The organism is Prosthecobacter fluviatilis, from assembly GCF_055388355.1.
In genome coordinates, this window is record NZ_AP043782.1 from 1256368 (window position 1) to 1269155 (window position 12788).

14 protein-coding genes and 1 tRNA gene are annotated in these 12788 nt (G+C 60.2%); 9 read left to right on the forward strand and 6 right to left on the reverse strand.

Annotation, left to right across the window (positions count from 1 at the left end; translation table 11 throughout):
• From ACZ5WW_RS04655 to ACZ5WW_RS04665, 3 genes are read left to right on the forward strand one after another with little or no spacing between them, the layout of a single operon-like run.
• Entirely contained in the window at positions 1-1722 is a 1722-nt protein-coding gene (locus ACZ5WW_RS04655; RefSeq protein ID WP_377167259.1) for a putative ABC transporter permease subunit, read from the forward strand.
• A gap of 34 nt (positions 1723-1756) precedes the next feature.
• Positions 1757-2443, forward strand: a complete 687-nt coding sequence (locus tag ACZ5WW_RS04660) for a hypothetical protein (protein WP_377167257.1) — start codon at positions 1757-1759, stop codon at positions 2441-2443.
• Positions 2444-2469: 26 nt separating this feature from the next.
• Positions 2470-2850: a hypothetical protein gene (locus ACZ5WW_RS04665; protein WP_377167255.1), complete on the forward strand. Its 381-nt coding sequence runs from the start codon at positions 2470-2472 to the stop codon at positions 2848-2850.
• 139 nt (positions 2851-2989) lie between these two features.
• Here ACZ5WW_RS04665 and sucD read toward each other — a convergent pair whose 3' ends face one another.
• The 3 genes from sucD to ACZ5WW_RS04680 form a co-directional block, all read right to left on the reverse strand.
• Positions 2990-3898 (reverse strand): succinate--CoA ligase subunit alpha, encoded by a 909-nt coding sequence (sucD, locus tag ACZ5WW_RS04670; RefSeq protein ID WP_377167253.1) that lies wholly within the window; start codon positions 3896-3898, stop codon positions 2990-2992.
• 90 nt (positions 3899-3988) lie between these two features.
• A complete protein-coding gene (locus ACZ5WW_RS04675; protein WP_377167251.1) occupies positions 3989-4357 on the reverse strand; it encodes a diacylglycerol kinase family protein in 369 nt (122 codons plus the stop codon).
• 14 nt (positions 4358-4371) lie between these two features.
• The gene (locus ACZ5WW_RS04680) at positions 4372-5469 is read right to left on the reverse strand and encodes a hypothetical protein (RefSeq protein WP_377167249.1); all 1098 of its coding nucleotides are present in this window, start codon (positions 5467-5469) and stop codon (positions 4372-4374) included.
• Positions 5470-5616: 147 nt separating this feature from the next.
• On the opposite strand from ACZ5WW_RS04680, the gene ACZ5WW_RS04685 reads away from it, so the two are divergent.
• The 4 genes from ACZ5WW_RS04685 (at position 5617) to ACZ5WW_RS04700 (ending at position 8675) form a co-directional block, all read left to right on the forward strand.
• Positions 5617-5940 (forward strand): heavy-metal-associated domain-containing protein, encoded by a 324-nt coding sequence (locus ACZ5WW_RS04685; protein WP_377167247.1) that lies wholly within the window; start codon positions 5617-5619, stop codon positions 5938-5940.
• Positions 5941-6023: 83 nt separating this feature from the next.
• Positions 6024-6114: transfer RNA gene (locus ACZ5WW_RS04690), tRNA-Ser, on the forward strand.
• A 153-nt stretch (positions 6115-6267) separates the two neighbouring features.
• Positions 6268-6663, forward strand: coding sequence for a DUF488 domain-containing protein (locus ACZ5WW_RS04695; RefSeq protein ID WP_377167245.1), 396 nt, complete (start codon positions 6268-6270; stop codon positions 6661-6663).
• Positions 6660-8675 (forward strand): serine hydrolase, encoded by a 2016-nt coding sequence (locus ACZ5WW_RS04700; protein ID WP_377167243.1) that lies wholly within the window; start codon positions 6660-6662, stop codon positions 8673-8675. Before ACZ5WW_RS04695 ends, ACZ5WW_RS04700 begins: the two co-directional genes overlap by 4 nt.
• A gap of 40 nt (positions 8676-8715) precedes the next feature.
• On the opposite strand, the gene sufT is transcribed toward ACZ5WW_RS04700, so the two are convergent.
• The 3 genes from sufT to ACZ5WW_RS04715 form a co-directional block, all read right to left on the reverse strand.
• Positions 8716-9273: a putative Fe-S cluster assembly protein SufT gene (gene sufT, locus ACZ5WW_RS04705; protein ID WP_377167241.1), complete on the reverse strand. Its 558-nt coding sequence runs from the start codon at positions 9271-9273 to the stop codon at positions 8716-8718.
• Positions 9274-9435: 162 nt separating this feature from the next.
• Positions 9436-9930, reverse strand: coding sequence for an iron-sulfur cluster assembly scaffold protein (locus ACZ5WW_RS04710; RefSeq protein ID WP_377167240.1), 495 nt, complete (start codon positions 9928-9930; stop codon positions 9436-9438).
• Positions 9931-9943: 13 nt separating this feature from the next.
• Positions 9944-10507 (reverse strand): rhodanese-like domain-containing protein, encoded by a 564-nt coding sequence (locus tag ACZ5WW_RS04715; protein WP_377167238.1) that lies wholly within the window; start codon positions 10505-10507, stop codon positions 9944-9946.
• Positions 10508-10632: 125 nt separating this feature from the next.
• Here ACZ5WW_RS04715 and pssA point away from each other — a divergent pair, with 125 nt between their 5' ends.
• Entirely contained in the window at positions 10633-11508 is an 876-nt protein-coding gene (gene pssA / locus ACZ5WW_RS04720; RefSeq protein WP_377167236.1) for a CDP-diacylglycerol--serine O-phosphatidyltransferase, read from the forward strand.
• Positions 11509-11564: 56 nt separating this feature from the next.
• On the forward strand, positions 11565-12788 hold the full coding sequence (locus tag ACZ5WW_RS04725; RefSeq protein ID WP_377167234.1) for a glycosyltransferase family protein: 1224 nt from the start codon (positions 11565-11567) through the stop codon (positions 12786-12788).

Here is a 12788-nt window from a genome sequence, read left to right on the forward strand (position 1 = left end):
ATGACCGCAGCATCCGCCACCTGGCTGCTGGCACGGGCCCATGGCCGGATGCTGCGTCACAAGCTGCGCTCCGGCATGCTCGAAAACCGTCTGCTCAGCCTGACGGTCGGCGGCTTTCTGGGGCTTTACAGCCTCGCTGCCTACCTCCTGGTGGGACGCGGGCTGGATTTCATAATGAAGCTCCCCCTCATCGGCCCCCTGCTCACGGAGCGCCTGGTGTTTCTGCTCTTCTTTTTCTTCTTCGTGATGCTGGTCATTTCCAATGCCACCATCACCGGCATGAGCCTCTTCCGGCGCAAGGACATGGAATGGCAGATTGCACTCCCGCTGCCGCCGCGCAGCCTCGTTTTGTGGAAGACCCTCGAGGGCATGCTGCTCGCCAGTTGGGGCCTTTTTCTGCTCAGCACTCCCATCCTGCTGGCTCTTGCCCAGGCTTACAAGGCGGACTCACGCTTCATGCTTGCCGTCCTTCCCGCAGTGCTCGCCCTGGTCACGATCGCCGCCAATGTCTCCACCTGGCTGCTGATCATCCTGGTCCGCTGGGCCAGACGCTGGATGTGGAAGCCCCTGCTCGCTCTCGTGCTGCTCCTGCTGGTCCAGACACTCCCCTTCTGGCATTCCAGTGTCGAAACCCTGAACTCAGGAGACTTGAGCGCCAGCCTCAACCAGATCCTGCGGCACACGGAGATCTGCATGCATCCGCTGCTGCCCAGCTCATGGGTGGCTGAAACGATCCAGGCTGCCGGGCGCGGCACCTTTGAGCGCACGGTGTTCTTCAATCTCGTGCTCCTCGCCAACGCACTGATGAGCATCCTCGTCACCACACGCATCGCCAGCGCCCTCTACTACCCCGCCTGGAACCGGATCATGAGTGCGGCACCGGAAGCGACTCGCAAAGCCAGATCCCCCGTTTCTCGCGCCAGTTCCGGACGCCTCACTCAATGGCTCCGCAGCATCCTGGCGCTTGATCGCGCCTCCTTTGCGCTCCTCGTCAAAGAGGTCCGCACTTTCCTGCGCGAGCCCGTCCAGTGGGGGCAGTCAGCCATCATCTTCGGACTGCTGCTCATCTATTCCATGAATCTGCGCAAGCTCGGTTACGACCTGCAGAGCCCCTTCTGGATCACCGTGGTCAGTCATCTGAATCTGCTGGTCTGCTGTCTCGCCCTTTCCACCCTGACGACGCGTTTCATCTACCCTCAGTTCAGCCTCGAAGGCCAGCGGCTCTGGATTTTAGGGCTCTCCCCCCTCCCACTGCACCGCGTGCTGTCCCTGAAACTACGCCTCAGCGCCAGTGTACTCGCTCTCATCATGGTGACGTTGGTCGTCGTCTCAGGTGCCTCCCTCGGACTGCCCGGCCAGCGCATCCTCTTTTTCAGCGCGGCTATTCTGATGCTCAGCTACGGCCTGACCTCGCTGGCCCTCTCCCTCGGAGCCCTGGTGCCCAACTTCCGCGAGTCCAATCCGGCACGCATTGTCTCTGGCTTCGGCGGCACGGTCTGCCTCATCGCCAGCTTTGTTTACATCGTCGGCGGCATGGTCCTTCTGCTCATCCCTTCCTGGCAAAATCTACGGCAGGACGCCGTGGCCATGGCAGGCTACAATGGCAGGATCGAGCTGGCGGCCCTGACTGGACTGGCTCTGTTAACCGTGGCTTTTGGAGGCATTCCTTACTTTTTTGCCAAACGCCAGACGAAAAATCTGGAATACTTAAGACATCTGTAGTATCTGGATACTGGAAATAATTTCCAGTACTCCCATGATCACCCGCAAAGCACCCGCCCTCGCCACAGCAAACGGCCACAATGAGGACAATCTCCTCGTTTTTGAAGATGCTCCCGAGTTCATGGATGAACATTCAGGCGCCTCCTCCCTTGAGAATGTCGATTCCAAGGTCAAGGCAGCCCAGGAGCAGTTGCAGGAGCTTCGCCGCCAGCAGGAGGAAATCGAGCGCCAGAAGCAGCACCTCGAAGCCCTGCGCATCAAGCAGGAGCGTTTCGTCGCCGGAAAGCGCGACCTCGTCGAAAAAATCAGCCGTTCAGCCAGCCTGATCGAACGCGAACTCTACGACGCCCAAAAGCGCGTGGAGGATCTCGCCGCCATTCACGATGACTTCCGCCGTCACCAGGACATTCTGAAATCACTCCAGCCGGAGAAATGGCACCGCGCCCAGGTGAGCGAAGAGCTCGACATCGCCTTGGCTGCCATTGACGATGCCGAAGGCGACTATGCCAAAGGCATCCGTCGGCTGCACGCCATGGGTCCGCCAGAAGGCGTATCCACCGGAGGCCAGGCCAGCCTTGATGACTCCAGCGCAGCCACCATGCCCTCCTTCAGCGCTCACGCCGATGACCTGAAAACCTGGCTGCGCCGTGGCTTTGCCTTCACCCTTCCCCTGATGGGGACAGTGATCGTCGCCATCGTCCTGATCCGGCTCATGTTCTGATTCCCCTCCCCTCACCGCTCACTCTTATGGCTCTGTTTTCTGGCAATCGCAAAGTCCGTTCACGCCGTCCAAAGCCTGTCCAGGCATTGACGCAGGAGGCATCCCCCAAGAGCAAGTCACGACACCTGAGCAAGCGTGCAGACGAGCTTAACAGCCAGATTCACCGTCTGGAATGCTTCATTACAGATGCACCACGCATCAAGCGGCAGCATCGGCTCGCAAATGTGAACATGGTCCCCCCCATGGAGCTTTCAGCCCCCGCTCCGCGCAATCGTCGCGTGCCCATCGCAAAACAGCGCGCCCGCCGCAGCGAGCGCCTGCGCCTGTTCACCGAGGGCACCCTCGTGCTGGGCTCCATCGCTGCCATAGTCGGCTGGCTCAATCAGTGGTTCCATTTTTGGAACTGATTCCGACCTCCACACAAGCTGGCGGCATTTTGCTTTGATTGCCGGGTGATGATACCCACCAGCTTTATTTCCAGATCCAGCGGCAAAGAACTTCTTTGCCGGACCGCTGAAAACCACGGTCAAAACAGCCCGGCCAGACTCACGCCTTACCCCAGCGCTTCAACAGCGTGGCAGCCATGTCGGCAGGTGAGTCAGAGACAGCAATGCCGCACTCGGCAAGGATCTTCTTCTTCGCCGCAGCCGTGTCATCCGCACCACCAATGATGGCACCGGCATGCCCCATGCGGCGCCCGGCAGGTGCCGTGGCACCAGCAATGAAAGCGGCGATAGGCTTCTTGCAGTTGTCCTTGGCCCATCGGCCCGCTTCCACCTCGGCGTTGCCACCGATCTCACCAATCATGATGATCGCTTCCGTTTCAGGATCGTCGTTGAACATCTTCAGCACATCGAGGTGATTGGTGCCGTTCACCGGATCGCCACCAATGCCAACGCAAGTGCTCTGGCCGTAACCTCGGGTCGTCAGCTGCCAGACAGCCTCATAAGTGAGCGTTCCGGAGCGGCTGACCACACCGACGTTGCCACGCTTGTGGATGTAACCAGGAGCGATGCCGATACGGCAGCCACCGTGAGATTTTTCACCATGTCCGGGAGTCACGAGACCGGGGCAGTTCGGACCGATCAGACGCGTCTTGCTGCCTTTCATGGCAGCCTTGACCTTGATCATGTCATTGACGGGAATGCCTTCGGTGATGGCCACCACGAGGTCCAGTCCGGCATCCACGCCTTCCAGAATGGCGTCAGCAGCAAAGGGTGGCGGCACAAAGATCACACTCACCGTGGCTCCAGTCTCACGCGCAGCTTCGGAAACAGTGTCAAACACAGGCACTTTCTTGCCGCTGTGCTCAAAAACCTGCCCGCCTTTGCCTGGGGTGACACCAGCCACCAGCTGCGTACCGTAGTCGATGGATGCCTTGGCATGGCGCGAACCGAAATCTCCGGTGATACCTTGAACAAGAATGCGGGTGTCAGTTTCAACAAGAATGGCCATCGGAATGAGTCAGTGAGAGGTTTTGGGGGGCGTAAACGCTCCGCATCATAGAAGTGAGCTTCGCTGCGTCAAGGCGGCGGCGGAATAATCTCAAAGCAGTTGCCAGAGTTTCGGCAAAAAGACCACCACTCCCACCCCCAGCGCAGCCGCTGCAGCCACCAGCACAGCCGCCGCAGCAGCGTCCTTCACCCGGCGGATCGGCTCCTCACGCTCCTTGCTCACCCGGTCTGCCAGCACCTCGATCGCCGTGTTCAGCAGCTCCGCCGCCCAGACCATGCCCACAGCCAGCATCACCACGCACCACTCCCACCCGGCGAGCTGCAGCCAGAGGCCCAAGCAGCCCGCCGTCACCGTGGCAATCGCATGCACCTGCAGATTCCGCTGCGTCCTCAGTGCCCACACCAGCCCGGCCACAGCGGGGCCAAAGCTGCGTAGCACCGAGGCAAACCAGCGGAACATGCGGCGAGTTCGGGCTATTGCACCCCGGCAGGTTTCTCAGCTGGAGTCGTTTCAGCACTCGGCTCGGAAACGCTTTTGACCAGGTCTCTGAACTCCCTCAGCCAGGATATCGCATCCGGGTGGCTGGGGTAGGTTTGGATCACCTTAAGCATGTCCGCCAGAGCATTGACGGGCGTCACGTTGTTTTCCACCAGATAGCTGTTCTTCTCCCAGATCATCCGCGGGCCGGCATCTTTGTAGTACTCGTTGAACTCAGTTTCGCTCTTGATGGCTTTTTGCAAGGCCACTTCCGCATTCATGCGGGAATCCCACTGCGCAGCCAGTTCCGTCGGCTTTTCCGCCAGGTAGTAGGGGAAAATGATATTGGCGTATATCCCCCTCACATTCAGAGGCTGATACTCCCATTCCTTCCGCTTCAGGAAGTCCTCCAGCGAATAGGCCCTGGCAAATTCGGAATTTGCCACAGACTGCCGCAGCGTCCCCATGATGTCGCCTGCCGGCACACCTCCTCCTCCGCCACCACCACCGCCGCCTCTGCGCCCCCCTCCTCCGCCGCCACCGCCGCCACCTTTGGCGTCTTTATCCGCCACTGCCCCTGAGGCCGAATGCGTGGTAGTACCCTGTATCGCAGTAATCACCTTGCCCAAAAAGGCCTGTGCCGCAGCCACGATGGGTGCCATTTTCCGAGGCTCCTGGATCTCCTGCGCCTGAATGGTGAGCACAAGATACTCCAGCTGGAGGGCCAGAGCCGTCTTGAAGTCATCATCCTTCAAATTGGCCTCATTCCTGTTCCGCCAGTCCATGAAATCCGTCTGTTTCAGATTTTTGCGGTCAAAATGCTCCAGCTTGTAGCAGTCCAGGTAGAGGGCCATTGCCGCAGCCGGACTCGCCATCCCCTCCCGAAACTTTGCCAGCGCCGCGCCAAAGACGGACCCCCTGCCCTTGCCAATCTGCGCCTCCACTTTCTCCAGCTCTTTGAGAATGTGCTCTGTTTGCGCCGGCGTCAGAAGCACCTTGGCCTCTGGCTTCTCAGGTTCGGAAGCAGGAGTTTGGGCAATCGCAGGACAAGCCAGCGCCACGGCCAGCAGAGGCATAAGTTGGGTCAGTTTCATGGTCGGAAAAGTAAACACGGCAAAAAGCGGGTGGGTGCAGGAAAAATCTTTATATGTGAAAAATCCCCGTCTCAACGTTTCATCCCCTCACAAACTTGGACTTGGCTGCACAAAGTCAGCGTATATTTATTCCAGCCCATCTCTCTTATGACTCGCTCAGCTTTCTTTTTCGCCCTTGCCGCCATCTTTGCAGCCCCTGTCATGGCAGCCGATGCCCCTGTGAACTATGTTGCCGAAATGACCGGCATGGTCTGCGCCGGCTGCAAAGACCATGTCACAGCCTCCTTCACCAAGCTCGAAGGTGTTTCCAAGGTGGTCATAGTCCCCGGAGACAAACCCGGCACTCAAAAAGTCACCGTCACCTCCTCTTCCGCCTCTATCACCAAGGAGCAGGCTGTGGCCGCATTGGGCACTTCCGCCTCCACATACGTCGTTCATGACTGGAAGAAGTCCGACCAGCCGGCCAACTGAATGTAAATCAGCAGCCAAAATCGCTTGCGGGCGCTCCTGACTGCGCCACTATCCGCGCTCTCCGTTTCCCGGAGCAACAATTTGGACAGGTGTCAGAGTGGTCTAATGAGCACGCCTGGAAAGCGTGTGTAGCCTAAACAGCTACCGAGGGTTCGAATCCCTCCCTGTCCGCCACCCCTCGCTGAAGCGAGAAGATGTGGGTTACACACAGCAGTCGCTGCACTGCAGACTGCACGCTCCCTCCGAAAGGTTGCATCTGGCACAGACGTATCGTATTGCGATATTAATCCCGTGGATTAATCGCCGCAAAACCAGCGATCCCTCCTGATGAAGCCCCCTCCCGGCATTTATCGCTATGGCTCTCCCCGTGGCAAAGGCGAGGGACCACGCATTGGCGTATCGCGCCATGTACCACGTGGGGTCCGGCGTGAAGACTGGGCCAGCCACGACTATTTCGACCTGTGGCTGCCGCTGCTCTCGCCCTCCGCACCGCTGGTCAAAGCCTACCTCGCTCATGACATCAGCTGGAGTGTCTTTTCCCGCCGCTACCGGTCGGAAATGAACAAACCGGAATGCCGCCACGTAATCGATCTGCTCGCCATGCTCTCCGGCGAAGCCACCTTCTGCCTCGGCTGCTTTTGCGAAGATGAAACACGTTGTCACCGCTCCTTGCTCCAGCAGCTCATCACAGAACGCCGCGCCGCATTGAAACCGCCCCCATGAAAAAACACCTTGGCCTGATTGCATGCATAACGCTGTCACTCACGGCATCCGCCGAAGACGGGCAGCCGAAAACCATGCTGACTCAGCGTGGCCGCCCGCTCGCCAGCGAAGCCCCTGCCAGGCCGCCCGCTCTCGCTCAGGCATTCCGTGCAGACAAGCTCACAGAACTCGACACCACGCTCACGCAGGCAATCACAGATGGCATGATCATCGGCGCAGCCCTCTGGGTGGAGCATGACGGCGTGGCCTATCACAAAGCCTTCGGTCATCGCGCGCTCCAGCCGCAAGCCGAACCCATGACGGAGGACACCATTTTTGACGTCGCTTCGATCACCAAGGTGCTGGCCACTGCGAGCTCTGCCATGCTGTGCATAGAGCGGGGGCTCATGGAGCTTGATGCACCAGCATCGAAATATTTCCCCGAGTTTGCAGGCGAAGGCCGCGAAAAAATCACAGTGCGCCATCTGCTGCTGCACACCTCAGGAATGCCGGTAAATCTCGATCCCCGCACTCAGCCGTTCAGCAACCACGCGGAGGCCACCGCCCGGCTGTGCCAGACCAGGCCGGTTTTTGAGCCAGGCAGCGCCTTTTCCTACAGCAGTGTGGGCAGCATGGTGCTGGGAGTCGTGGTCGAGCGCGTGACTGGCAGGCGCCTGGATGAATTTTGCACCAGTGAATTGTTCAAACCTCTGCGCATGAATGACACCTTGTTTCGCCCCGACGGCGGGCGGCTGCGCCGGGTCTCCCCTTCCAGCGCACCCGGGCGTGGCCTCACGGACGACACCGTCGGGCGGCTCGCGGGCGGCATTGAGGGGCACGCCTCCCTTTTCACCACCACGGCCGACATGGCACGGTTTGCCCGCATGATGCTAAATCTGGGCGAACTCGATGGCGTGCGCGTTTTCAAACCGGAAACCATCCGGCTCATGACCTGCGTGCAAAGCCCGCCGGACCTTCGCAGTCCTGATGCCAAAAATCTGTCCGTACAACGCGCCCTCGGCTGGGATATCAACACCCCCTACCGCTCACCACCGCACGATTACACACTGGCCCGCGGCGCATGGTTTCCCATCGGCGGCTACGGTCACACCGGCTGGACGGGCCAGATGCTTTGGCTGGACCCCGCTTCACGCACATTCGTCATCTTTCTCTGCAACCGCTACGGCGGCGCTATGGGAGACACCCGCCCCGCAGTGTACAAAATGCATCACCGTATTTCCACACTCGCCGCCGAAGCAGTCAAAGGCTTCGACTTCAAAAAGGCTTCCTCACAGACCCCGGCAAACACCTCGGCCACCTTCGTCAATAGCCTGGGCATGAAGTTCGTCCCTCTGGCAGGCACCCGCATCTCCATGTGCATCCATGAAACACGCCGCTCAGACTACGCAGCATATGTTTCAGCCCATCCTGAGGCAGACGCATCCTGGAAAGACACTAAACTCGACAGCCTCTCCGCCAGGGCTGAGGACAATCATCCTGTCGCAAATGTGAGCTGGGATGACGCCAAGGCGTTTTGCGCCTGGCTCAGCCAGAAGGAAGGCCGCGTCTATCGCCTGCCCACAGATCGGGAATGGAGCATCGCAGTCGGCATCGGAGATCAGGAGCCCGCAGACACCCCGCCAGAGAAACTCAGCGGCAAACTGCGCGACCTCTACCCCTGGGGCGACGTCTGGCCGCCTCCCAAAGGCTCCGGCAACTACGCAGACACAGACTGCAAAACTCAGATACCTGCCGAAAAGATCATCGAAGGCTACACCGACGGCTTCGCCATCACTTCGCCCGTCATGAGCTTCCCTCCCAATGCTGCCGGCATCTTCGACCTCGGCGGCAGCTTGTGGGAATGGTGCGAGGATTTTTACAATCAGTCCCACAAAGACCACGTTCTGCGCGGCGCGTCCTGGGGCAGCAGCGCGCCCGCCGCGCTGCTCTCATCCTTCCGTGGCAATCAGCCCTCCACCCGCCGCTGGCGCTGCGACGGCTTCCGCTGCGTGGTGGAAATCCCGCAGCAGTAGAGGCAGAGCCCTGGCTTGAAAAAACGGAAGCTCCGATTCCTCAGATCATTCCCAGCTTCATTTTGCCCTCGACGCTGATCATGCCCTGGTTCCAGGCCGGGTCCCACACGAGCTCCACAGCAGCATCATCCATCTCCTCAATCGTCATGATTCGGCTCTGGGCATCGGCCGCGATCGTGGGGCCCATCCCGCACCCTGGGGCGGTAAGGGTCATTTTCACTGTGGCTTTGTTTTTGCCTTCGGCGTCCGTCTCCACCTTGCAGTCATAGACCAGTCCCAGATCGACGATGTTGACCGGGATTTCAGGATCATAGACGTTTTTGAGCTGGTTCCACACCTGGCCTTCCAGATCGGTGACATCCGCAGGAATGTTGGAAGAGGTGCTGTCCTGCTCCTTCTTGCTGGCTTCAGGGTCTATCCCCAGGGCGTCCACATCCGCCGCCTGTATGCGGGCCAGGCCGAAGTCAGTGGCCACGGTGTAGGTGCCGCCGAGCGACTGGGTGATGATGACCTTCATGCCGAGCGGCAGTTTGATCAGATCCCCGCTGGGAATCTGAACGGCATCGACTTCGCGTTTGAGTTCAAGTGAGGAGTGCATGGGGGAATTGGTAAAAGATCAAAGATGAAAGATAAAAGCAGAGGATGAGCGGAGGCTTCCAGTGTTTTACCGCATGGGCTATGAGTTCAAGTTCGATGGGCGGGGTTTCAGTGAGGATGGCATCTGGAGTTCTCGGCTCTTTTTATCTTTGAGCTTTTCCCTCTAATCTTTTTTATCGCTGGTCATGACAATTTTGATCTTGCCCTGCGTCTTGCCAGCTGCGCTCAGGGCGTCTGCGAGGGTGCCGGATTGATCGGGAACTGCCGCAGCAGGTTGGGCGGCCGAGTTCTTCTGCTCCGCTTCCAGCGCGGCACGCAGGGCACCCTCCACCATCTGGCCGCAGTGGATCTTCATCGGTGGCAGCGGCCCCAGCGGCCTGCTGAGTTCTTCCGCAGAGAGCGAGAGCGCCTCCTCCTTCGTTTTGCCACGGATGAGCTCCGTGGCGATGCTCGCCACCGCGATGGCGGTCTGACAGCCAAAGCTCTGAAAGCTCGCCTTGTCGATCACCTTCTTTCCGTCCTTGTCCTTGTACTTGATCCACAGCCGCACCATGTCCCCGCAGTCAGGGCTCCCCACCGTGCCCACAGCATCGGCATCGGGCATTTCGCCCAGGTTCTGGGTGTCCGTGAGGGCTTGCTGGAGTGCGGCTTCGTCCATGGTCGTGGCAGGTTCAGTCTTCGATTTCGATACGATAGCGCGGGAGGCTTGGATCAACCTCCGTGCTGTAGGCGTCGATCCCGCCGGTGAGGCACTTGGTTTCCCCAAATCCGTGCCCGATGAAATAGGCCGCCGCATCCAGCGAGCGCGCGCCCGTGTGGTCGTAGAGCACGATGGTCTTGGTCTTGTCGCCGTGGGTGAAGATCTCCTGCACCAGCTCCTGCGTCAGCAGGCGCGCGCCCGGCAGCTTCACAGCCTCATGCTCCTCACGGGTGCGCACGTCCAGCAGCACCAGATCCGGCACGTTGCGCAGCAGCACCTCCAGCTCCTGCGGGGAGATCTGTAGTGAGGCATCCCCCTTGTGGCTTTCCTGGATGTGCGCCACGGCCTCCGTTACAGGAATGTTTTCATTGCGCTCGCACACCTGCGCCAGCGTCTCCCCCGGCTGAAAGCCGCAGCTGCGACACCCCCCGATGTGGTAACGCGCAAACAAAGCCCTCTGCGCCCCAGGGTAGGCCTGGAGCACCTGGCTCATGGTCATGTCACCGGTCAGCGGTGGAAGTTCGGCAGTGGGCATGGTGGGAAAAAAGGACGGGAGGCATGCCATAATGGTAAAACGACCCATTGCAAGCTCGCTGCCATTACGCCCGCCCTCTCATTTCGTCATTCGACATTCGCCATTCTGCATTCACCTTGTCGCCCATGACTCACGATCTAGAGCCACGCATCCCCGTCCTGCCCACGCTGATGACGGCGGGCAACATTCTCTGCGGTTTCGTCGCCATCCTGGAGATCTTTGACGGACGGCACCTTTCGATGAACCAGCACTACCACTACGCCATTGTGTTCATCCTGCTGGCCTGCCTTTTCGATGCGCTCGACGGCCGCGTCGCCCGCATGGGCGGCACTGAAAGCCCCTTTGGGCGCGAGCTCGATTCGCTGGCGGACATCGTCTCCTTCGGCGTCGCACCCGCGCTGCTGGTGCATGACATCGTGCTCAAGGAAATAGACACCCCAAAAGGCCTCGGCTGGCTGATCTCCTGCGTGTACCTCGTCTGCGGTGCCATGCGTCTGGCTCGGTTCAACTGCCTCGCGGCAGCCGACGTGAAATGCAGCATGAAGGGCTTTCGCGGCTGCCCCATCCCTGCGGCGGCGGGCGTCATCTCCTCCCTGACACTCCTGATCATCTGGCTGGACAGCAATGAGAAGGAGATCGGCAACTGGAAGTACGTCCTCGCCGGCCTCATGGCCCTGCTATCCTACCTCATGGTGAGCAACCTCGAGTACCCCAGCTTCAAGGCGGTGAACTGGCGTACCAAGCGCTCCTTCCACTGGGTCCTGGTGACCATCTTCGTCATCGCCTTCACCGTCATGAACTGGCACTGGATGCCTGCGGTGCTTTTTGTGAGCTACCTGCTCTATGGCCTGGCCCGCCCATGGGTCTCCCGCAAATGGCGCCAGGAAATCGAGATCGAGGCTGAAACCGTGGAGCTCGATCCCGAGGCGGAAACACTCGCGCTCAACGGCGACAGCGAACTTCGTGACCGGCCCGACCGCGACAGCGCCGTCCAGATTTGAATATTTTTGTTTCACGCACCGCTGGGTCTGTGTAATTGAGGATTCCTCCAACCTCCATGGCAGATTTCTACCAGCACGCGCGCGTGCCCACCCTTCATCATCTCGCTCACGCGGACAGCTCCGCACGTGAAGCCGAAATGCAGGATTGGGCCAAGGAAAAGCCCGTGGCGCTGCTGCTCCCCGCCCTCTACGCCGAATGCGAGCGCCCCGCCCTGCCCCGCATCCTGGAGGAAGTGTCCCAGGCAGGCCACATTTCAGAGGTGATCCTCAGCATGAACGGCATGGACGCCGCCGAGCATGAGCGCGCCCTGATGCTCATCCGCCAAAACCTCCGCGGCAAAGCCGCCCATGTGCTCTGGAATGACGGGCCCCAGCTCACCCAGGCCTATCAACGCATGGACCAGGCAGGCCTGGCAGGCCCTCATGCAGGCAAAGGATCCAACATTTGGATGGGCATCGCCTACCTGCACGCACGCGGTTTTGATGGAGTCATTGTCAGCCATGACACGGACATCCTGAACTACAGCCGCGACATCCTCTGGCGGCTCTGCTACCCGCTCCTCCACCCGCGCATGCCCTACCGGTTTGCCAAAGGCTACTACAGCCGTGTTTCAGACCGTCTCTATGGCCGGGTCACGCGACTGCTGATTTTCCCCCTGATCCAGGCCTGCCGCGACGTGCTGGGCTCCAAACCGCTGCTCGAGCACCTCGACAGCTTCCGCTACCCGCTCTCCGGTGAATTCGCCGCAGACATGCAGGCCCTCGAGCGCTTCAGCCTCCCCGGCGGCTGGGGCCTGGAAATCGCCATTCTCAGCGAAGCCTTCCGCCATCTGCCGGCAGAGCAGCTCTGCCAGGTGGATCTGGGCTTTCATTTTGAGCACCGCCACCGCAGCCTCGCTCACGACCAGATCGGCGTGAATGAGCCCGGCCTCATCACCGCCGCTGCAGATGTCGCGCGCTGCCTCATGTTCCAGGTCCTGCGCGAGTCCGAACCACGCTCCGCCGAAAGCCTCATGCGCCTGATCATCGAACGCTACCGTCCGCGTGCAGGCGAATGGCTGCAGCGCTATGAGCACGTGGCGCTGCTCAACGGCCTGCGCCATGACCTCGATGAGGAAAGCGCCGCCGTCAGCGCCTTCGGCCAGGCGCTTGACCGCCTCCTCCAGAGCCTGGGAAACGACCCCCTGCATGTGCCCGCCCTGCGCGACACCCCCTCCAGGACCCTTGCGAAAATCCCCGGCCTCGCTGCGGACATTGCCGCCAGCGCCACCGCAGTCTGA

What these genes read in the sequence shown, in the direction of transcription:
- ACZ5WW_RS04655 (WP_377167259.1), top strand. Translation starts at nt 1, where the DNA reads ATGACCGCAGCATCCGCCACCTGGCTGCTGGCACGGGCCCATGGCCGG.
- ACZ5WW_RS04660 (WP_377167257.1), top strand. Translation starts at nt 1,757, where the DNA reads ATGATCACCCGCAAAGCACCCGCCCTCGCCACAGCAAACGGCCACAAT.
- ACZ5WW_RS04665 (WP_377167255.1), top strand. Translation starts at nt 2,470, where the DNA reads ATGGCTCTGTTTTCTGGCAATCGCAAAGTCCGTTCACGCCGTCCAAAG.
- sucD (WP_377167253.1), bottom strand. Translation starts at nt 3,898, where the DNA reads ATGGCCATTCTTGTTGAAACTGACACCCGCATTCTTGTTCAAGGTATC.
- ACZ5WW_RS04675 (WP_377167251.1), bottom strand. Translation starts at nt 4,357, where the DNA reads ATGTTCCGCTGGTTTGCCTCGGTGCTACGCAGCTTTGGCCCCGCTGTG.
- ACZ5WW_RS04680 (WP_377167249.1), bottom strand. Translation starts at nt 5,469, where the DNA reads ATGAAACTGACCCAACTTATGCCTCTGCTGGCCGTGGCGCTGGCTTGT.
- ACZ5WW_RS04685 (WP_377167247.1), top strand. Translation starts at nt 5,617, where the DNA reads ATGACTCGCTCAGCTTTCTTTTTCGCCCTTGCCGCCATCTTTGCAGCC.
- ACZ5WW_RS04695 (WP_377167245.1), top strand. Translation starts at nt 6,268, where the DNA reads ATGAAGCCCCCTCCCGGCATTTATCGCTATGGCTCTCCCCGTGGCAAA.
- ACZ5WW_RS04700 (WP_377167243.1), top strand. Translation starts at nt 6,660, where the DNA reads ATGAAAAAACACCTTGGCCTGATTGCATGCATAACGCTGTCACTCACG.
- sufT (WP_377167241.1), bottom strand. Translation starts at nt 9,273, where the DNA reads ATGCACTCCTCACTTGAACTCAAACGCGAAGTCGATGCCGTTCAGATT.
- ACZ5WW_RS04710 (WP_377167240.1), bottom strand. Translation starts at nt 9,930, where the DNA reads ATGGACGAAGCCGCACTCCAGCAAGCCCTCACGGACACCCAGAACCTG.
- ACZ5WW_RS04715 (WP_377167238.1), bottom strand. Translation starts at nt 10,507, where the DNA reads ATGCCCACTGCCGAACTTCCACCGCTGACCGGTGACATGACCATGAGC.
- pssA (WP_377167236.1), top strand. Translation starts at nt 10,633, where the DNA reads ATGACTCACGATCTAGAGCCACGCATCCCCGTCCTGCCCACGCTGATG.
- ACZ5WW_RS04725 (WP_377167234.1), top strand. Translation starts at nt 11,565, where the DNA reads ATGGCAGATTTCTACCAGCACGCGCGCGTGCCCACCCTTCATCATCTC.